Source organism: Arthrobacter sp. P1_B4 (assembly GCF_056406555.1).
In genome coordinates this window covers 12647-31229 of sequence record NZ_JBFTZW010000023.1, presented here as the reverse complement: position 1 = coordinate 31229, position 18583 = coordinate 12647, and the positions used below count along the sequence as shown (strand labels likewise).

The window sequence follows — 18583 nt, the reverse complement described above, 5'->3', positions numbered from 1 at the left end:
AGAGGTCCCTGAAACACTGAATTCATGGACGGCAATCACGGGCCCGAAGTGGCTCCGGCAGGACACGGCGACACCGGCTTCGGCCATGCCGCGGGCGATGCCGCCGCCATTCCGGGCACCGCGGAGGCAGCCGTCGCGGACGTGGCGGGCCGGCTGGCCGCCGGACCGCTGGGCTTAGGCTGTCCGCCCACGGACAGTGCCGGGATCATTGACCGGATCCGGGAACTGGAAGACTGGAAGTCCGCCGCGTCCGCGGAACAGGCCCGGCTCGCAGTGGCCTTCGACCTGCTCCAACGCCGCGAACAAGCCCGGCTCGGGGTCCCGGCCGAGAAGCTCGGCGCCGGTGTCGGCGCGCAGATTGCCCTGGCCCGGCGCGAATCACCCGCCAGGGGCGGCCGGCTACTCGGCCTGGCCAAAGCCCTGATCACCGAGATGCCGCACACCCTCACCGCCCTGGAAACCGGTCAGCTCAACGAATGGCGCGCCACCCTCCTCGTGCGTGAAACCGCCTGCCTGCGCGCCGCGGACCGGGCCGCCGTCGACGCCGAACTCGCCGCCGACGCCGGGACGTTCGCCGGGGCCGGTGACCGGTCCCTGGTCGCCGCGGCCCGGGCCGCCGCCTACAAGGCCCTCACCGGGCACGCCCACACCCTCCGCGCCGCCGGGGACCCGAGGGCCGCGGGCAGCTCATGGCCGATGCCCTGGTCGAACGCACCACCGGCATTCCCGGCGGGATCAGCGGCGTCGAAATCCAGCTCGTCATCACCGACCGCGCCCTCTTCCATGCCGGCGCCGAACCCGCCCGGCTCCCCGGCTACGGCACCGTCCCCGCCGGCTGGACCGCCCACTCCGCACCCGGCCCCCGCCACACGCTCGAACTCACCAACCCCACCGACCACAGCTACCAGTCCACCGCACCACCCCTGCCGGGGTCACTGCTTCGCCCACCAGCCACAGACCAGCCAGGCTCCGAGCCGGGTTCCCGCCAGCTTCACCTGATCCGGGTTCGGGCGAAGGCTCTCAAGAGCCGCAAACGCGCTGCCGTTGCGGCGGCCTAAGCGCGATGAGGGCCGGACAAGACGCGAGCACCGCACAAACACGAGTGCCGCCGTCGAGTCTTACAACTCGACGGCGGCACGTCATTGCCAGGCGCATCACTGGGCTCCGGCCCTCGGCCCGGGAGCCTCAGGTCTGGAACTCTACGACAACCGGGCGGGCAGCGTCTTGGGCTTGAAGGAAGGCCGGGTGGCCTCGTACGCGGTGATGTCGGGTTCGTGCTTCAGGGTCAGCCCGATGTCGTCCAGGCCCTCGAGGAGGCGCCACCGCGTGTAGTCATCAATCTCGAACGGCGCCACAATGTTGCCGCACTGCACGGTCTTGGACACGAGGTCCACCGTCACCTCGGTGCCCGGGGCGTTTTCAAGTTCTTTCCAAATGAGCTCGATGTCATCCTGGGCGACTTCGGCGGCAAGCAGGCCCTGCTTGCCGGAGTTGCCCCGGAAGATGTCGGCAAAGCGCGAGGACAGGACCGTCTTGAAGCCGAAGTCCTTCAGCGCCCAGACGGCGTGCTCGCGGGAGGAACCGGTGCCAAAATCGGGACCGGCCACCAGAACGGATCCTGCATTGAACGGCGCCTGGTTCAGGATGAAGGACGGGTCCTTGCGCCACGCGGCGAAGAGCGCGTCCTCAAAGCCGGTGCGCGTGATGCGCTTGAGGTACACGGCGGGGATGATCTGGTCCGTGTCGACGTTGCTCTGGCGCAGCGGGACACCGATTCCGGTGTGAGTGGTGAACTTTTCCATGGCGGATCCTTCGGGACTGTGTGGATCGAAACTGTATGGATCGAGGCTGTGTGGAGCGAGGCTTCGGATCTGGGCGGGAACTGCGCGGCGGAGACTACGCGGCGCCGACTCGGACCGCCGCGGACTCCGGAGCAGGGTCCAGATCCGACGGCGAACTGAGGGTGCCTCGGACCGCCGTCGCCGCAGCGACCACGGGCGAGACGAGGTGGGTGCGGCCGCCCTTGCCCTGGCGCCCCTCGAAGTTCCGGTTGGATGTGGAGGCGCAGCGCTCCCCCACCTCCAGCTGGTCCGGGTTCATGCCCAGGCACATGGAGCAGCCGGCGAAGCGCCACTCGGCCCCGAAGTCCTTGAAGACCTTGTCCAGGCCCTCAGCCTCAGCCTCAAGCCGGACGCGGGCGGAGCCGGGCACCACCAGCATGCGCACGGCCGGGTCCTTGGTCCGGCCCCGGATGATGTCGGCGGCGGCCCGGAGGTCCTCCATCCGGGAGTTCGTGCAGGAGCCCAGGAACACCGTGTCCACCCGGATGTCCTTCATCGGGGTGCCGGCCTCAAGCCCCATGTACTGCAGGGCGCGTTCGGCGGCGGCCTTGGCGTTCTCATCGCCGAAGTCATCGGGCGAGGGCACCTTTGCGGACAGCGACACGCCCTGGCCCGGGTTGGTTCCCCACGTCACGAACGGTTCCAGGGTGTCGGCATCGAGATCCACCTCGACGTCGAACGCTGCGTCGTCGTCGGTGTGCAGCGTGTTCCAGTATTCGACGGCGGCATCCCAGTCGGCGCCCTCGGGCGCATGCGGGCGGCCGTGCATGTAGTCGTACGTGGTCTGGTCCGGAGCCACCAGCCCGGCGCGGGCGCCGGCCTCGATGGACATATTGCAGATGGTCATCCGGGCCTCCATGGACAGCGCACGGATGGCGGAGCCGCGGTATTCCAGCACGTAGCCCTGCCCGCCGCCGGTGCCGATCTTGGCGATGACGGCCAGGATGATGTCCTTGGCGCTCACGCCGGGGCGCAGCGTGCCCTCAACATTGATCGCCATGGTCTTGAACGGCTTCAGGGACAGCGTCTGGGTGGCCATGACGTGCTCCACCTCGGAGGTGCCGATGCCCATGGCGAGCGCTCCAAAGGCGCCGTGGGTTGAGGTGTGCGAGTCGCCGCAGACCACGGTCATGCCGGGCTGCGTGAGGCCCAGCTGGGGGCCCACCACGTGCACGATTCCCTGCTCGGCGTCGCCGAGGGAGTGCAGGCGGACGCCAAACTCCTGGCAGTTGTTGCGAAGGGTCTGGATCTGGGTCCGGCTGGTGAGATCGGCAATTGGCTTGTCGATATCCAGCGTGGGAGTGTTGTGGTCCTCGGTGGCGATGGTGAGGTCCGGGCGGCGCAGCTTGCGGCCGGCGAGCCGCAGACCTTCAAAGGCCTGCGGCGACGTCACCTCGTGCACCAGGTGGAGGTCAATGAAGAGGAGATCCGGCTGGGCGTTGACTCCTTCGCCGTCCCCCTTGCGCACAACGTGCGCGTCCCAGACCTTCTCGGCCAGTGTCTTTGCCACGGCCTGCTCCCTTCACTGCGGTAAGTATTGTGCGTTCCGACGGACTATCTCTTCCACTGAACCAGCACAGCCAAGTAATACGCCAGCGCGTTGACTTGCATCTCAGATAATGAGACGTCAATATCATTACATGGACAATTCTAGTGGAGTCGGTGTCATCGATAAAGCGGCCCATGTGCTTGACGCACTTGAGGCCGGCCCCACCACCCTGGCGCAGCTGGTGGCGGCCACGGGACTGGCCCGGCCCACCGTGCACCGGCTGGCTCTCGCCCTGGTGCACCACAGGCTCGTGAGCCGCGATATCCAGGGCCGCTTCGTGCTCGGGAGCCGTCTGGTGGAACTGGCCTCCGCCGCTGGCGAGGACCGCCTCATCGCCTCCGCCGGCCCCGTGCTCATGCAGCTGCGCGACGCCACCGGCGAAAGCGCCCAGATCTTCCGCCGCCAGGGCGACTGGCGCGTCTGCGTGGCCTCCGCCGAACGCCCGATCGGGCTGCGCGACACCATCCCCGTCGGCACCCAGCTGTCCATGAAGGCCGGCTCCGCCGCCCAAGTGCTGCTGGCGTGGGAGGACCATGACCGCCTCCTGGAAGGCCTCCAGTCCGCCCGCTTCACCCCCACCGTCCTGGCCGGAGTACGACGCCGGGGCTGGGGCCAGAGCCTCGGCGAACGCGAGCCCGGTGTCGCCTCCGTTTCCGCCCCCGTCCGCGGGCCGTCCGGCCGCGTGATTGCCGCGGTGTCCATCTCCGGCCCGATCGAGCGCCTGACCCGCCAACCGGGGCGCCTGCACGCCGAAGTGGTCTGCAACGCCGGCCGTGTCCTGACGGAAGCGCTGCGCAAGACCAACGACTAAGTATGCTGTGCCCATGAACAGCTATGCGGTCTTCCTGCGGGGCATCAACGTGGGCGGCATCAATATCAAGATGGCCGATCTCAAGAACGCCCTGAAGTCCCGGCCATTTTCGGGTGTCGTGACCCTGTTGGCCAGCGGCAACGTCGTGCTGGCCAGCGAGCTGGATCCGGCCGGCGTCAAAAAGGAATTCGAGGCGTGCCTGCGGGAAACCTTCGGCTACGACGCCTGGGTAGTTGTGCTCACCGCGGGCCGTGTGGCAGCCCTGGTCGACGCGTGCCCCTACCCGGCCGACGACGCGTCCACCCATACGTACCTGACGCTCGCCTCTGATGAAGAGGTCCTCTCGGAGCTGCTCGAGGCAGGCAGGGCCTTGGACAGGGCCGAGCTCACCCGGCTGGGCCCGGAAGCCCTGGCCTGGCTCGCCCCCGCCGGCGGCACTCTGGACAGCCCTTTCAGCAAGCTCTCCTCGAAGGCGAAGTACAAGGCTGCCACCACCACACGCAACCTCCGCACCATGATCAAGGTCCGCGACGCCGCGGCCGGGATTTAGGCAGGCCGCATCCGGCCGGCCGCGCACGGACGGCTCACTGCCGACCCGCGGCGGCCTTCAGCGTGGCAGTGAACTTCGCCAGGCGGCTGACCTCACGTTCCACGGGCACCACGACAAGTTCCCCCGCGACGGCGGCGACGGCGGCTGTCAGTCGCTTCCGTGCCACGGCACTGCGTGACGCTGCCGCAGCTCTGGAGATGAACCGCRCCCCAATCGCCAGGACGATGCCCAGCAGCAGTCCCCCGGCGATCATCACGGTAGGAACCGGCCAGCCCTGGACCCGTGGGACCTCGGGCACGGGCAGTTGCAGGTAGCCGAGCGCAGCCAGTACTCCCAGCCACGCGAACCCGGCCAGGGCCGTTACCAAGGCGAGCCACTGAACCGCATTGAACCCACCCCACCACCAGGACTTCGTGCCAGCGGACAACTCTGTGGAGGCAATTGCCTGGTCCAGGGCATCCGGCAGCCGGTCGTTTGCTTCCCGGGCGGCGCCGCGGATGGCCGCCGGCCACGGGCCAGGGGCACCTGCGGACGCCGCCTCAGCGAATTCCCGGACGGCGGCATCGGTCCGCGCCTGTTCCGGCGCCCCGGCAGGAGGCAGCGAGGTCCGGTTCAGCTCAGGTATGGCGCCCTCGCGGCGCAAGTTCAGACGTCGCAGCGGATCCGGCCGGAACCTTGCCAGCCAGCGGGTCACCGGCCAGCCCGTGCGCCGGGTTGCCTCCAGGCGGTAGGACCGGGCGACGGCGTCGACCACCAACGGCACATTGGCGGCCACAGCCAACTCCCCCGCCAGCCGGGCCTTGGACGCGGCCGTCGCACCGGCGGCCGTCCCGCCACCCGCGGCCGTCGTGCCGCCCGCGGGCAGGCCGGACGCCTCGGCAAGCCGGGCGGCGGCCAGCGTGACATCTGCCGCGAGTCGCTGTGACATCGCTTTACGCTGCATCGCCACCTGCCGGATCGCGGCGCGCACCTTGTCCACCCCCGTCCCCAACACGGCGGAAGCCCCGAGGACCTGAACTTTGTCCAGCCCGTCCCGCGCCAGGATAGCTGTGAGGGATTCCAGGACCGGCCGGACCTCGTGCTCCGGGAGCCTGTCGATCTGGTTGAGCACCACGATCGTCACGGCCCCGTGCGAGGACAGCGGGGCCAGGAAATCGTTGTGCACGGCGGCGTCGGCATATTTCTGCGGATCGAGGACCCAGACGAGGACGTCCACGAGGCCCACCATCCGCTGCACAATCTCCCGGTTGGCGGCCCTGGTCGAGTCAAAGTCCGGCAGGTCCAGAAGGATCAGCCCGGTGTCGTCGTCGGCGAACCCTTTGATCGGCGCCGCAGCGTGGCGCTTTCGGACCTCCAGCCAATCCAGCAGCGCATCGCTGCCTTGGACGCCCCAAATGCCCGCCAGCGGCTCGGTGGTGGTCGGCCTGCGCACGGCCGCCGTCGCGATCTCCTCGCCGCTTACCGCATTGAAGAGCGATGACTTGCCGCTGCCTGTGGCTCCAAAAAACCCAACCACCGTGTGGTCTCCGGACAGCGACCGCCGCGAACTCGCGCGGTCGAGCACCTGCAGGACACCGGCCAGGGTCTCCTCCGGGAGGACTCCGGATGCGAGCTCTGTGGCGCTGTTGAGCGCTTCCAGTCTGCGATCGAGCTGGGACGCCTCGCGGGCGGCGCCATGACGGCTCATGACGTGGCCGCCAGCCGGCGCAGTGCCGCCGCATGGCCGGCAATGGCTGAGGGCGGCACGCCGCCGTCGACCTTGAGCCGGGTCAAGAACCGCTGGCACTCCGCCGCCAGCAGGCTCTGGCACCGCAGATGCAGGTCTTCGCGCGCGGTCCGGGCGAGCCGGCGGACGGCGTCCTCCCCGAATACTGCCTCCAGGAGGCGCTGACCCACGACGGCGGTGCCGCCGGCGACCCCGATCTCAAGCCCGGTCAGGCCCGCGGTCATGGAGAACACCACAATCATCAGGGCAGCGCCGAGGCCGTTGATGCCGAAAGACAACCAGCGGGCCTGGGTGCGCTTGCCCTGGCCTTCGGTGCGGATAAGTTCCATCAGGCTCCCCTGCCAAGCGCGGATTTCGGCCGCCACAGCGTCCGCGAAGCCCTCGGAGGCACCGGAAACATCGTCGGTGCCCAGCACCTGCCTGCCAGCGGGGTCTGAACGCCACCGCTGGTCGGTGTGCTCGGCGGCCTTGGCGGCTTGATCGACAATGACCGCCTGCAGTCCCGTTTCGATCGCGGTTTCCACCCTGACTGCAGGCGCCGGTTCACCCCGGACGAACGCGCCCACGCGGTCACGGAAGCGTCCGATGTTCTGTTCCATGGCGCGGAAGAACTCCCCGGTCCCGACGAAGTCCTGCCAGCGTGCCAGCACTTCGCCGCGCAGCAATGCGCCGTCGCGGGTGGCCTCAAGGATCCTGGCCACGGCGTCGTCATAGGCGTTGCGGGCGTCGGCTGCGAGAACATCGGCTGCGTGCTGCTGTTCGGACAGCGCCTGCTCCGCCGCGTCGACGCGGTGGGCGAGGGCGAGGAGGGTGCCGTTGAGGGTGCGCCGGGCTATTCCGGCCCGTCCCGCGGCGTCCCCTGCCAGCTTCCCGAGCCAAACGCGCAGCGGCTCGACGGCCTCTGCCGGAAGCATCCCTGCGGCATCCAGCGGCAGCTCCGGCACCACGAACAATTGGGCGGCCCCCAGCCCTTCCCGGCTCAGCATGGCCTGCAGATCGGCGCTAACTTCCGCTTCCGCGGCTGGCGGCACCCGGTCCAGGACCACGGCCACCATGATGTCGCGGGAGGCCGCATCCAGGAGCAGGCGCCAGGGCACGGCGTCGGCATACCGGTTGGCTGTGGTGACAAACACCCAGAGGTCCGCGGCGGCAAGCAACTGCCCGGCCAGCCGCCGGTTGTTCTCGGAAACGGAGTCGACGTCGGGCGCGTCGATCACGGCGATTCCGGGCGGGACCGCGGAGTCGGAGACCAGGACCAGGGAAGTCACCGGGCCGGGATCCAACGCCGCGTCAGCCGGGGCCTGCGCCCGGCCGTCCACGAGGGCACCCCGGATGCGGCCCAGGGCCGGCAGCACCCGCTGGCCCTCAAACCAGGCGGCGTCGGCGGGATGGTGGAGCAGGATGGGCTGGCGGGTGGTGGGGCGGATCGCACCGGCCCGCGTGACGGGGTGGCCCACCAGGGCGTTGACCAGGGTGGATTTTCCGGCCCCGGTGGAACCGCCCACCACGGCCAGCAGGGGCGCATCGAGGCTGCGGTACCGGGGCAGGATGTAGTCATCGAGTTGAGCCACGGCCCTTCGAAGGTCCAGGCGCGTTTGGTCCGTCCCGGGCAGGGCGAGCGGCAGCCGTAGGGCCGCGAGGTCCTGCCGCACTGCCTCCAGAAGGGCCACGCCGGTTGCGGCCCCGGGGCCGGTTTCATGGGAGCTCACTGCATCATCATGCCAGTTCAGAACGTGGTTCCTGCGGGGGCGCCGCTGCGCGGAACCAAAGCGCCATGCGCAGCGCTTAGCGGGACCCGGCGCGCCCGGCAATACGCCGGCGGACGAGTCGCGCCTGGAAGCCCAGCCAATCCGGGAAACGAAAAACGGCCCCGGGCTGATGCCCGGGACCGTTTTCATTGTGACCCCAGCGGGATTCGAACCCGCGTTACCGCCGTGAGAGGGCAGCGTACTAGGCCGCTATACGATGGGGCCGCGTACTTCCTGAACAGCACTTCTGCCATTCAAGCCAAATGATTGTTTCATACATTTGGCCGCCGTTTCAAATCGGACCAGCCGATTCAAAACTTCCGAATTTCAGCGGAAACCCGCGGAACTTCAGAGCTGGGATACCAGGACTCGAACCTAGAATGACGGTACCAGAAACCGTAGTGTTGCCAATTACACCATATCCCAAAGGCACTTTCGCTCCGGATGTTTGGGCCTAAACCCTCGCTCCCGGCGCCTCAGCACGAGTAATTACTTTACCCGAGAGTTTTCACTTCCACAAATCGGGCGCAAGGCGGCGGGATCGGGCCGCCGGGGAGGGCCGCGCGCGGCGCCGATGGCGGCAATACCCGCGCCAGCCCTTGCCAATCCGGCGGAAACACGTTTACGCTCGGTAAGTTACCAACGAGTAACCACCCCTCCCCCACTCCGCTGCGGGCAGCTTTGCGCTCATTTTCCGGTGTTAGCTGCGTCACAGCTGCTGGGGTGGCCGTCAGCGGAGCCGCTGCCGGCGGGAACGTCGAGAGGAATCATGTGCCACAGAGTCGTGCCGCTATCAGCAAGACCCGGACCCGTGCGCAGCAACTCGCCATCGCCACCCTGGCGTTGCTGCTCATTGCCCTGCTGGGGTTCTATACCCTCGTCACGGGCCGCATCACGGACGGTTCGGCCAAGCTCAGGGACGGGGCCGCCCAGGCGTCCGCCGGAGCCGGCCAGCTGGACAACGGCGCCGGGAAACTCGCCAACGGCGCCAGCCTGGCCGATACCGGGGCTGGAAAACTTTCCGCGGGGGCGGAAAAGATCTCCTCGGGCATCAGCACCAAGCTGGCACCCGGGGCGGACAAGCTCCAGGCCGGTGCCGGCAAGTTGGCCGAAGGTGCCGTCAGGATCGAAGCCGGTGTCACCAGCAAGCTGGCCCCCGGCGTCTACAAAGTCGACGACGGTGCGCAGAAGCTCGCGGCGGGGGTCGTACAGCTTTCGGCCGCGCTGACGCCGACGCCGGCGGGCAACGCAGAGAACAACCTCGCCGACGGGGCCACCCGTCTCGACGGCGGCGCCGCCCAGCTGGCCGGCGGCACCGCCGCGCTGGCAGGCGGCACGGACCAGCTCAAGGGCTACCGCGGTGCCAACGGCAATCCGGAGGCCGGAACCGGGACCGCGGCCCTGGCTCAGGCGCTGGAACTGCTGGAGGCGGCGGCAGATGACCCGGTCAAGGGGCTCGTTCCGCTTTCCGTGGTGAAGGACAAGATCGCCAAGATCACCGCGGGCGCGCACAAGCTCGACGCCGGTGCCAGCCAGCTGCAGGCCGGCGCGCAGCGGCTGCAGGCCGGCGCGGGCCAGCTGAACGCAGGAACGGGCAAGCTCAAAGCCGGCTTCGCGACGCTGGCCGCGAAGCTCAACAGCCAGGACCCCGGCAGCCCGGGCGTGGTGCTGGGCACCCGGCTCCTGGCCGACGGCACGTCCAGGATCCGGGTCGGGATGGACGGGGTCCCCGGCGACCCCGAGCACCCGGGCCTGCTCAAGGCCGCCGCCCGGATGACCGAGGGCAGCTCGCGCCTGGCCGACGGAACCGTGGCCCTGAACGCCGGGATCCAGGGCAATCCGGCCGATCCTGCCAACCCCGGCCTGCTGGGCGGCTCCCAGGCCCTGGCCTCCGGGGCCTCAGAACTCTCGGCCGGCAGCACCAAGCTGGCGTCCGGCTCCTCGCAGCTGGCCACGGGGGCGGACAAGCTCGCGGACGGCAACGCCCGGATTGCCGATGGCACCGGCACACTGTATTCCGGAGCTGCCGCGGTGTCGCCCACCAGCTTGCTCCGGCAGTCCGACGCCGCCACAGCACTGGGACTCGTCGCAATGCTGGCCCTTGGCGCCGTTGGCGCCTTCCTGGCGCTGCGGAAGAGGCAGGCCGGATAACGGTAGCTTCCGGTGCCGGTTGCAGCGCCGGTTACAGCGGGGGCTGCGCCAGCAGGTCCAGCAGGGAGCCGACCTCGCGGCCCAGGAAGCCCGGGGCCGGTTCCCCGCCGCGGTTCAGCCAGACGCCGAGGAGGCCGGCCGCCGTCGAACCTTCCGCATCGAGCAGCCGGTTGTCCCCGACGTACAGCGTTTGGCCGGGACCAGTACCGATCCGCCGGACACCCTCGAGGTAGATCGCCGGGTCCGGCTTTGCGGCGCCAACGGTGTCGGTGCCAACCAGAACGGTAATCCGTTCCAGCCCGGCCGCGTCCAGCTTCACGCGCTGGTAGTCGTGGACGTTGTTGCTCACGGCCCCGTAGGGAATGCCGGCGGCATCCAGGGCGTCCAGCAGGGGCCCGACGTCGTCGAACGCCCGGATGTAGCCGTGCTGGCGGCTCGCGTAGGAACTCACCCAGTGGTGGGCCTGTTCGCCGTCGGCAAGTTCGACGCCGAAGTACCCCAGTGCCGCCCGGCCGCGGAGCAGGCGCTGTTCATTGAACGTGATCTCGCCGGCCAGGTAGCGGTCGTAGAAGTGGGTGGTCTCATGGGTGAAGATCCGCCCGAACCTCTCCCACCCGGCCTCGTCCAGACCGGGCAGGAGGTGCTCGCTGACGTCGCGGAGGGCCGTCGTCATGGCGAATTCGAGGTCCACCAGGGTGTCATCTATATCGAAGAGGATCCCTTTGACACCGCTTGCGCCCAGGCCCGCTGCCAGCATGTCAGCCGCGGAAGGCGCGCAGGCGGGCCAGGGAGGAATCCTTGCCCAGGATGACCATGGACTCGAACAGCGGGGGGGAGATCCGCCGGCCCGAGACGGCCGTGCGGACCGGGCCGAACGCCAGGCGCGGCTTGACGCCGAGGCCTTCCACGAGGGCTTCCTTCAGGGCGGCCTGGATGTTCTCGGCCGTCCAGTCGGCAACGGGCTCCAGGGCAGCCAGGGCGGCGTCGAGCACCTCCGTGAGGTTCTCCGGCAGACCCTTGCGGGCGTCGTCGGCGACGTCGATGGCGTCGTCGGCCTTGAACAGGAACGCGATCATTTCAGGGGCCTCGCCCAGCAGCGAGATACGCTCCTGGATCAGCGGTGCGGCCTCGGCCAGGATCTCCTCATCGCGGTCCGTGAGGCTCTCCCCCACGAAACCGGCGGCCTGCAGGTAGGGCACCAGGCGGCCGCGGAAGTCCTCAGCGCCGAGCATGCGGATGTGGGTGCCGTTGATGGCTTCGGCCTTCTTGATGTCAAAGCGTGCCGGGTTGGCCAGCACGTCGTTGACGTCGAAGTGCTCGATCAGCTGATCCACCGTGAAGATGTCCTCGTCGGCGGAGAGGCTCCAGCCGAGCAGGGAGAGGTAGTTCAGCAGGCCCTCGGGGATGAAGCCGCGGTCCCGGAGCAGGAACAGGTTGGACTGGGGGTCGCGCTTGGAGAGCTTCTTGTTGCCCTCGCCCATGACGTACGGCAGGTGGCCGAAGACCGGCATGTAGCTCGCGACGCCGATGTCCATCAGCGCCTGGATCAGCACCACCTGGCGGGGCGTGGAGGAGAGCAGGTCCTCGCCGCGGAGCACGTGGGTGATGCCCATGAGGGCGTCGTCGACGGGGTTGACGAGGGTGTAGAGCGGGGAGCCGTCGGCGCGGACAATGACGTAGTCCGGGATGCTGCCGGCCTTGAAGGTGATCTCGCCGCGGACCATGTCCGTGAACGTGACGTCCTCGTCGGGCATCCGGACGCGCAGCACGGGCTGGCGGCCCTCGGCCTTGAACGCGGCGAGCTGGTCCTCGGAGAGTTCGCGGTCGAAGTTGTCGTAGCCGAGCTTCGGGTCGCGGCCGGCGGCGCGGTGGCGGGCTTCAACTTCTTCCGGCGAGGAGTAGCACTCGTAGGCGTAACCGGCGTCGATCAGCTTGGCCACGACGTCCTTGTAGAGGTCCAGGCGCTGCGACTGGCGGTAGGGCTCGTGCGGGCCGCCGACTTCCACGCCCTCTTCCCAGGTGATGCCGAGCCATTTGAGGGCCTCGAGCAGCTGCTGGTAGCTCTCCTCCGAGTCGCGGGCCGCGTCCGTGTCCTCGATCCGGAACACAAAGGTGCCCTTCGTGTGCCGGGCGTGGGCCCAGTTGAACAGGGCGGTGCGGATCAGGCCGACGTGCGGGGTGCCCGTGGGTGACGGGCAGAACCGGACACGGACCGGGGTGTCAGCGGTGACTTCACCGGTGGAGGCAGCAGGGGCGGAGCTGGGAACGGCGTCGGCCGCGGAAGCAGTAGTCATAGTGGTACCAACATTACCAATCTCTCCCAGCGCCACCCGCCCGGAATGCGGCCAGGGAAATACCGCCACGGAAACGGACAGCCGCCCCGTGGATCCACGGGGCGGCTGTCTGAAATCGGAGCTCTTGGTCCTGACGGACAGTTCTAGCGGCGGACCACCGGGTTGGAGAGCCGTCCGATGCCCTCGATCTCGACCTCATAGCGGTCGCCTGCCTGCACGGCGCCGACGCCGGCCGGGGTACCGGTCATGATGACGTCGCCCGGCAGCAGGGTAAAGGCCTGCGAGACGATGGAGACGAGCTCCCGGACGCCGCGGATCATCTGGTTCGTGCTGCCGTCCTGGCGCAGTTCGCCATTGAGCCGGCCCTGGATCTGCAGGTCCTCGGTGTCGAGCTCGGTTTCAATCCACGGCCCGAGCGGGGCCGAGGTGTCAAAGCCCTTGGCCCGGGCCCACTGCAGGTCCGTCTTCTGGACGTCGCGGGCGGTGAGGTCGTTGCCGCAGGTGTAGCCGAAGATCACATCATCGACCCGGTCCTCGGGCACGTCCTTGCAGATCCGGCCAATGACGACGCACAGCTCGGCCTCGAAGGAGACGTCCTCGGAGAATTCCGGCAGGACAATGGGATCGTTGGGCCCGATCACGGACGTGTTGGGCTTGAGGAACAGCAGGGGCTGCGCCGGGACCTCGTTGCCGAGTTCCCGGGCGTGCTCCGCGAAGTTGCGGCCAACCCCGATCACCTTGCTGCGCGGGATGATCGGCGCCAGCAGGCGGACGTCCTCCAGCTTGTGCTTCATGGGGGTTCGTTCCACGCCGTGGAAGAAGGGGTCGCCCTTGATGACAGTGACTTCCTCACTGCCGGGCTCACCTTCCACGATGCCGTAGAGGGGATCAGAATCGACTACAAACCGGGCGATACGCATGGTTCCTAGCCTACCGTCCCCTCAGTGCGCAGGTAGTCCAGCTGCGCGGCGACGGAGAGCTCCGCGGCGCGGCGGACGGAGGGGTCGACGTCGGTGTACACGGCGTCCGTGACGGCTCGGACATCGGCGCCGGCGCCGGCGTCGGCGCCCAGGGCCGCGAGGGCTGCCCGGACCTGTTCGAGCCGGCCCCGCCGGTGGTCCCGGTAGGCGCGGGCGACGGCGTCCAGGGCCGGCAGCACCGGGCCGTGGGCCGGCAGCACCGTGGCCGGCCCGAGGYGTTCGAGCCGGTCCAGCGAGTCGAGGTAGTCCCGGAGGGTGCCGTCGGGGTAGTCCAGCACCGTGGTTCCGGAGCCCAGAATCGTGTCCCCGGTCAGCACGGAGCCGTGCGGGCCGTCCTGCGGCAGGTGGAAGCACAGCGAATCCGAGGTGTGGCCCGGCGTCGCCAGAACCCGGATGTCAGTTCCGGCCGCCCGGATGGTTTCGCCGTCCTGCAGCGGGGGTGCGCCGTGGCAGTGGGCGGGGTCCGCGGCCCGGACCGGTGCGCCCGTCAAGGCCGAAAACCGCTCGGCGGCCGCGGTGTGGTCCGCGTGCCGGTGCGTGATCAGGATGAGTTCGACCGGTCCCTCGCCGGCCAGCGCCTGCAGGTGCGGCTCGTCGAGGGGCCCGGGGTCGACGGCGACCCTGGCCGCCGCCCCCTGGGCGGCAATGAGATAGGAGTTGGTTCCGTCCAGGCTCATGGGGCCCGGATTCGGGGCGAGGCGGAACCGGGTCAGCTCACTGCTGCGGACAATGCCGCGGGATGTCTCGGAGGTCACGGACCCATCCTTGCATTGAATCGGGCGTCGATGGCTTCAGCCCGGGACCACAGACGCCGACGGCGGCCCTCACCCGAAGGTGGGGACCGCCGTCGAGCACTTAGACGTTCTGTGGCTATGCCAGCCGGGTCAGCCAGCCGTGGGTGTCCTCCACGGTGCCGGTCTGGATCCCGAGCAGCTGGGCGCGGATGGCCAGGGTGGTCTCCCCCGCCTTGGCGTCCTCGGAACCGATGAACTCGGTGGCGTCCTTGAGCACACCGATGGGGGTGATGACCGCGGCGGTGCCGCAGGCGAAGACCTCGGCAATGTCTCCGGAGGCAACACCGTCGCGCCACTCATGCAGGGTGATCTTGCGTTCGGTGACTTCCCGGCCCATGTCCCGGGCCACCTGGATCACGGACATCCGGGTGATCCCCTCCAGGATGGTGCCGGAGAGCGCGGGTGTGACGAGCGAGCCGTCCTTCATGACGAAGAAGACGTTCATGCCGCCGAGTTCCTCGACGGCGTTGTCGTTGAACTGGTCCAGGAAGAGAACCTGCTTGCAGCCGTTGGCCTCGGCCTCCTGCTGGGCGATCAGCGAGGCAGCGTAGTTGCCGCCGCACTTGGCGGCGCCTGTTCCGCCGCGGCCGGCGCGGGCGTATTCGCGCGAGATCCAGATGGAGACGGGCTTGAGTTCGCCGCCGAAGTAGTTGCCGGCCGGGGAGGCGATCACGCGGAAGGAGACCTCCCGCGCTGCCCGCACGCCCAGGAACGCCTCGGTGGCGATCATGAAGGGCCGCAGGTACAGGGCTTCGCCGTCGCCGGCAGGGACCCAGTCCTTGTCTGCCGCGACGAGCTCGCGGATGGCGCCGAGGAAGTATTCTTCCGGGAGTTCGGGCAGGGCCAGGCGCCGGGCGGACTTGTTCAGCCGGGCGGCGTTGGCCTCGGGCCGGAACGTCCAGACCGAGCCGTCGGCGTGGCGGTAGGCCTTGAGGCCCTCGAAGATCTCCTGGCCGTAGTGCAGCACGGCGGCGGACGGGTCCAGGGAAATCGGGCCGTAGGGCTCAACGCGCGCGTCGTGCCAGCCGCCGTTGCCGGCGGCGTCGACGCTGTAGTCCACAATCGCGGTGTGGTCGGTGAAATAGTCGCCGAATCCCGGGTTTGCCAGGATGGCGGCACGCTCTTCAGCAGACTTCGGGGTCTCCGACAGGTGCTGGGTGAATTCGACGCCATGGGCAGTCTGAGTCATGGTTCCTCCACGATCGGCTGCCTGGTGTGGGAACGTGGTTCACCCTCGGACCACGGCAGCATATTGGTGATTCGAAACAAGCTTACGCCCGTTGGCAGCACGGTTTTGCGGTGTCCGCAGTCGCCTGCAGTCCAGGAAATGCAGCCCGGGCCTAAAGCGCCGCCGCGATGGCGTCGCCGATCGCGCTGGTGGTGCGGACGGCGCCGTCGCGGGCTTCAACGTCGGCCGTGACGGCCGCCTCGATCTTCCGGGCGGCGCCGGCGAAACCGAGGTGGTCGAGCAGGAGCGCCGCGGAGAGGATGGCCGCGGTGGGGTCGGCCTTCTGCTGGCCGGCGATATCCGGGGCGGACCCGTGGACCGGTTCGAACATGGACGGCGCTGTGCGGTCCATGTTGAGGTTGCCGGAGGCGGCGAGGCCGATCCCGCCGGTCACGGCCGCCGCGAGGTCGGTGATGATGTCGCCGAACAGGTTGTCGGTGACAATCACGTCGAAGCGGGCCGGATCGGTGACCATGAAAATCGTGGCGGCGTCGACGTGGAGGTAGTCGTGCGTGACGTCGGGGAACTCCTGGGCGACGGCCTCGACCGTGCGCTTCCAGAGCTGGCCGGCGAAGACCAAGACGTTGTGCTTGTGCACCAGGGTGAGCTTCTTGCGGGGGCGGTCGTTGGCCCGGCGGAACGCGTCGCGGACCACGCGCTCCACGCCGTGGGCGGTGTTCAGGGACACCTCGGTGGCCACCTCGTGGGGGGTGCCCGCGCGCAGCGTGCCGCCGTTCCCCACGTAGGGGCCCTCGGTGCCTTCGCGGACGACGACGAAGTCGATCTCGCCGGGGTTCGCGAGCGGGCTGCCGACGCCGGCGTACAGGCGGGAGGGCCGCAGGTTGACGAAGTGGTCCAGGCTGAAGCGCAGCTTCAGCAGGAGCTCGCGCTCGATGATGCCGGAGGGGATCCGGGTGTCGCCGGGGGCCGCGCCGACGGCGCCGAACAAGATGGCGTCGCGCGTGCGGAGGTCGGCGAGGGTGGCCGCGGGCAGGGTCTCCCCCGTCGCGAGCCAGTGCTCCGCACCCAGCTTGTAGTGGGTCTGCTGGAGCACGATCCCTTCTGCGGCCGCGGCCTTTTCAAGGACCTTCAGGGCTTCGGCGGTGACCTCCGGGCCGATGCCGTCGCCCGGGATGACTGCCAGATCAATCGTGGATGCGCTCATATTTTCAGGGTAGCCAAGTGATCCACATTCTGGTCAAGTTGTCTCACTATTCGGCCACCCCTACGGGCGCTCCCTCACTTTCGGCAGGAAAAGACGAAACGCTCCCGCACTTCCGAAACGGAAGTGCGGGAGCGTCACTCGAAACGCCGCCGGATCTGCGGGAGCGTCCGGGTGGGGGGCTCAGGCTTCGGCGGGTTCCTCGTACTTCGGGAACACCGGGGCCGGGGCGGGCAGTTCCGTGCCGGCGGCGATCGGAGTGCCCAGGGCCGAGAACTGGCGCGCCCCGCCCTCGGGCTGGCCGAGCGTGTGCAGGATCGCCGCCGTCGCCACCGGCATGACCGGCTGGGCCAGGATCGCGACGATCCGCAGCACCTCGAGCGTCACGTAGAGCACCGTGTTCATGCGTTCGACGTCGGTCTTGCGCAGCACCCACGGGGCCTGCTCGGCGAAGTAGGCGTTGGTGTCCCCCAGGACAGCCCAGATGGCCTCCAGTGCGCGGCTGAACTCCTGCTTCTCGAACGCGGCCCGGGCGGCGTCCAGCAGTCCGTTGGCCTGGGCCAGAATCGCGGTGTCCTCGGCGGAAAATGCGCCGGGCGCGGGCACGCGGCCCTCGCAGTTCTTGGCCACCATGGACAGCGACCGCTGGGCCAGGTTGCCGAAGTTGTTGGCGAGGTCGGAATTCATCCGGCCCACGATTGCCTCGTGGTTGTAGTTGCCGTCCGCGCCGAAGGGGACCTCGCGCAGGAAGAAGTAGCGGACCTGGTCCAGGCCGTACTGGGCCACGAAGTCCGAGGGGGCCACCACGTTGCCCAGCGACTTGGACATCTTGACGCCGTTGTTCTGCAGGAAGCCGTGGATCATGATCCGCTTCGGCAGCTCCAGTCCGGCGCTCATGAGGAACGCCGGCCAGTAGATGGCGTGGAAGCGGGAGATGTCCTTGCCGATCACGTGCACGTCGGCCGGCCAGAACTTCTTAAAGGAGTCCGAGTCGACGTCCGGGTAGCCGACCCCGGTGAKGTARTTGGTCAGCGCATCGACCCASACRTACATGACGTGCTTGTCGTTGCCGGGCACGGGAACGCCCCAGTCGAACGTGGTGCGGCTGATGGAGAGATCCTCCAGACCGCGCCGGACGAAGCTGATGACCTCGTTGAAGCGGGACTGCGGGGCGCCGAATTCCGGGTGGGCCTGGTAGAGCGCCAGCAGTTTGTCCTGATAGGCGGAGAGCCGGAAGAAGTAGCTCTCCTCGGCCGTCCAGGTGACCTCGGTGTCGGATTCGCGCGAGTAGCGGATCCCGTCGTCCTTGACCACGGTCTCGTCCTCGACGTAGAACGCCTCGTCGCGGACCGAATACCAGCCTTCGTACTTGGACAGGTAGATGTCCCCGTTGGCTTCCATCTTCTTCCAGATGGCCTGCGACGCCGCGTAGTGGTCGGCATCCGTGGTGCGGATGAAACGGTCGTAGGAAACCCCGAGGGCCGCGTGCGCCGCCTTGTAGATCTCGGCGTTCCGGTCCACCAGTTCCTTGGGCGTGACGCCTTCCTTCTCGGCGGTCTGGGCGATCTTCATGCCGTGCTCGTCAGTGCCGGTCAGGAAGAAGACGTCGTACCCGTCCAGGCGCTTGAACCGGGCCATCGCATCGGTGGCGATGTACTCGTACGCATGGCCGATGTGCGGCACCCCGTTGGGGTACGTGATGGCCGTGGTGATGTAGAACGGGGTCTGATCAGTTGAAGTCACGGTCTA

15 protein-coding genes and 2 tRNA genes are annotated in these 18583 nt (G+C 68.6%); 4 read left to right on the top strand and 13 right to left on the bottom strand.

Features of this window, described 5'->3' with window-relative positions; all coding sequences use genetic code 11:
• Positions 1-24 precede the first annotated feature (24 nt).
• Entirely contained in the window at positions 25-999 is a 975-nt protein-coding gene (locus AC1D1W_RS10535; RefSeq protein ID WP_476943631.1) for a hypothetical protein, read from the top strand.
• A gap of 200 nt (positions 1000-1199) precedes the next feature.
• Here AC1D1W_RS10535 and leuD read toward each other — a convergent pair whose 3' ends face one another.
• Together leuD and leuC are read right to left on the bottom strand one after the other, a co-directional pair.
• The gene (gene leuD, locus AC1D1W_RS10530; protein WP_018773513.1) at positions 1200-1802 is read right to left on the bottom strand and encodes a 3-isopropylmalate dehydratase small subunit; all 603 of its coding nucleotides are present in this window, start codon (positions 1800-1802) and stop codon (positions 1200-1202) included.
• 94 nt (positions 1803-1896) lie between these two features.
• Positions 1897-3351 (bottom strand): 3-isopropylmalate dehydratase large subunit, encoded by a 1455-nt coding sequence (gene leuC, locus AC1D1W_RS10525; RefSeq protein WP_243177120.1) that lies wholly within the window; start codon positions 3349-3351, stop codon positions 1897-1899.
• Positions 3352-3481: 130 nt separating this feature from the next.
• Here leuC and AC1D1W_RS10520 point away from each other — a divergent pair, with 130 nt between their 5' ends.
• Positions 3482-4201 carry an IclR family transcriptional regulator gene (locus AC1D1W_RS10520; RefSeq protein ID WP_026266447.1) on the top strand — a complete coding sequence of 240 codons (720 nt, stop codon included), beginning with the start codon at positions 3482-3484 and terminating at the stop codon, positions 4199-4201.
• A gap of 13 nt (positions 4202-4214) precedes the next feature.
• Positions 4215-4751, top strand: coding sequence for a DUF1697 domain-containing protein (locus AC1D1W_RS10515; RefSeq protein ID WP_459385143.1), 537 nt, complete (start codon positions 4215-4217; stop codon positions 4749-4751).
• A gap of 34 nt (positions 4752-4785) precedes the next feature.
• On the opposite strand, the gene AC1D1W_RS10510 is transcribed toward AC1D1W_RS10515, so the two are convergent.
• The 4 genes from AC1D1W_RS10510 to AC1D1W_RS10495 form a co-directional block, all read right to left on the bottom strand.
• Entirely contained in the window at positions 4786-6438 is a 1653-nt protein-coding gene (locus AC1D1W_RS10510; RefSeq protein ID WP_476943630.1) for a GTPase, read from the bottom strand.
• Complete coding sequence (locus AC1D1W_RS10505; RefSeq protein ID WP_476943637.1) at positions 6435-8207, bottom strand: dynamin family protein; 1773 nt, start codon at positions 8205-8207, stop codon at positions 6435-6437. The genes AC1D1W_RS10510 and AC1D1W_RS10505 overlap by 4 nt, the downstream gene beginning before the upstream one ends.
• 170 nt (positions 8208-8377) lie before the next feature.
• Positions 8378-8450 (bottom strand) — tRNA-Glu (locus AC1D1W_RS10500).
• A 129-nt stretch (positions 8451-8579) separates the two neighbouring features.
• Positions 8580-8651: transfer RNA gene (locus AC1D1W_RS10495), tRNA-Gln, on the bottom strand.
• A gap of 345 nt (positions 8652-8996) precedes the next feature.
• On the opposite strand from AC1D1W_RS10495, the gene AC1D1W_RS10490 reads away from it, so the two are divergent.
• Positions 8997-10376 carry a hypothetical protein gene (locus AC1D1W_RS10490; protein ID WP_476943629.1) on the top strand — a complete coding sequence of 460 codons (1380 nt, stop codon included), beginning with the start codon at positions 8997-8999 and terminating at the stop codon, positions 10374-10376.
• Positions 10377-10407: 31 nt separating this feature from the next.
• On the opposite strand, the gene AC1D1W_RS10485 is transcribed toward AC1D1W_RS10490, so the two are convergent.
• The 7 genes from AC1D1W_RS10485 to metG form a co-directional block, all read right to left on the bottom strand.
• Positions 10408-11133 carry an HAD family hydrolase gene (locus AC1D1W_RS10485; RefSeq protein ID WP_243177115.1) on the bottom strand — a complete coding sequence of 242 codons (726 nt, stop codon included), beginning with the start codon at positions 11131-11133 and terminating at the stop codon, positions 10408-10410.
• Between the two features lies 1 nt (position 11134).
• On the bottom strand, positions 11135-12670 hold the full coding sequence (gene gltX / locus AC1D1W_RS10480) for a glutamate--tRNA ligase (RefSeq protein ID WP_243177114.1): 1536 nt from the start codon (positions 12668-12670) through the stop codon (positions 11135-11137).
• A gap of 143 nt (positions 12671-12813) precedes the next feature.
• Entirely contained in the window at positions 12814-13590 is a 777-nt protein-coding gene (locus AC1D1W_RS10475; protein ID WP_026538927.1) for a fumarylacetoacetate hydrolase family protein, read from the bottom strand.
• 5 nt (positions 13591-13595) lie between these two features.
• Positions 13596-14405: an MBL fold metallo-hydrolase gene (locus tag AC1D1W_RS10470; protein ID WP_476943628.1), complete on the bottom strand. Its 810-nt coding sequence runs from the start codon at positions 14403-14405 to the stop codon at positions 13596-13598.
• A 115-nt stretch (positions 14406-14520) separates the two neighbouring features.
• A complete protein-coding gene (locus tag AC1D1W_RS10465) occupies positions 14521-15633 on the bottom strand; it encodes a branched-chain amino acid aminotransferase (RefSeq protein ID WP_476943627.1) in 1113 nt (370 codons plus the stop codon).
• 151 nt (positions 15634-15784) lie between these two features.
• On the bottom strand, positions 15785-16837 hold the full coding sequence (locus AC1D1W_RS10460) for a 3-isopropylmalate dehydrogenase (RefSeq protein WP_459385149.1): 1053 nt from the start codon (positions 16835-16837) through the stop codon (positions 15785-15787).
• Positions 16838-17017: 180 nt separating this feature from the next.
• Positions 17018-18577, bottom strand: coding sequence for a methionine--tRNA ligase (metG, locus tag AC1D1W_RS10455; RefSeq protein ID WP_476943626.1), 1560 nt, complete (start codon positions 18575-18577; stop codon positions 17018-17020).
• Positions 18578-18583: the final 6 nt, after the last annotated feature.

Excerpts from the sequence above, each read along its gene's own strand:
- gltX (WP_243177114.1), bottom strand. The coding sequence starts at position 12,670 with ATGACTACTGCTTCCGCGGCCGACGCCGTTCCCAGCTCCGCCCCTGCT.
- AC1D1W_RS10535 (WP_476943631.1), top strand. The coding sequence starts at position 25 with ATGGACGGCAATCACGGGCCCGAAGTGGCTCCGGCAGGACACGGCGAC.
- AC1D1W_RS10515 (WP_459385143.1), top strand. The coding sequence starts at position 4,215 with ATGAACAGCTATGCGGTCTTCCTGCGGGGCATCAACGTGGGCGGCATC.
- AC1D1W_RS10485 (WP_243177115.1), bottom strand. The coding sequence starts at position 11,133 with ATGCTGGCAGCGGGCCTGGGCGCAAGCGGTGTCAAAGGGATCCTCTTC.
- AC1D1W_RS10475 (WP_026538927.1), bottom strand. The coding sequence starts at position 13,590 with ATGCGTATCGCCCGGTTTGTAGTCGATTCTGATCCCCTCTACGGCATC.
- AC1D1W_RS10520 (WP_026266447.1), top strand. The coding sequence starts at position 3,482 with ATGGACAATTCTAGTGGAGTCGGTGTCATCGATAAAGCGGCCCATGTG.
- AC1D1W_RS10465 (WP_476943627.1), bottom strand. The coding sequence starts at position 15,633 with ATGACTCAGACTGCCCATGGCGTCGAATTCACCCAGCACCTGTCGGAG.
- AC1D1W_RS10460 (WP_459385149.1), bottom strand. The coding sequence starts at position 16,837 with ATGAGCGCATCCACGATTGATCTGGCAGTCATCCCGGGCGACGGCATC.
- leuD (WP_018773513.1), bottom strand. The coding sequence starts at position 1,802 with ATGGAAAAGTTCACCACTCACACCGGAATCGGTGTCCCGCTGCGCCAG.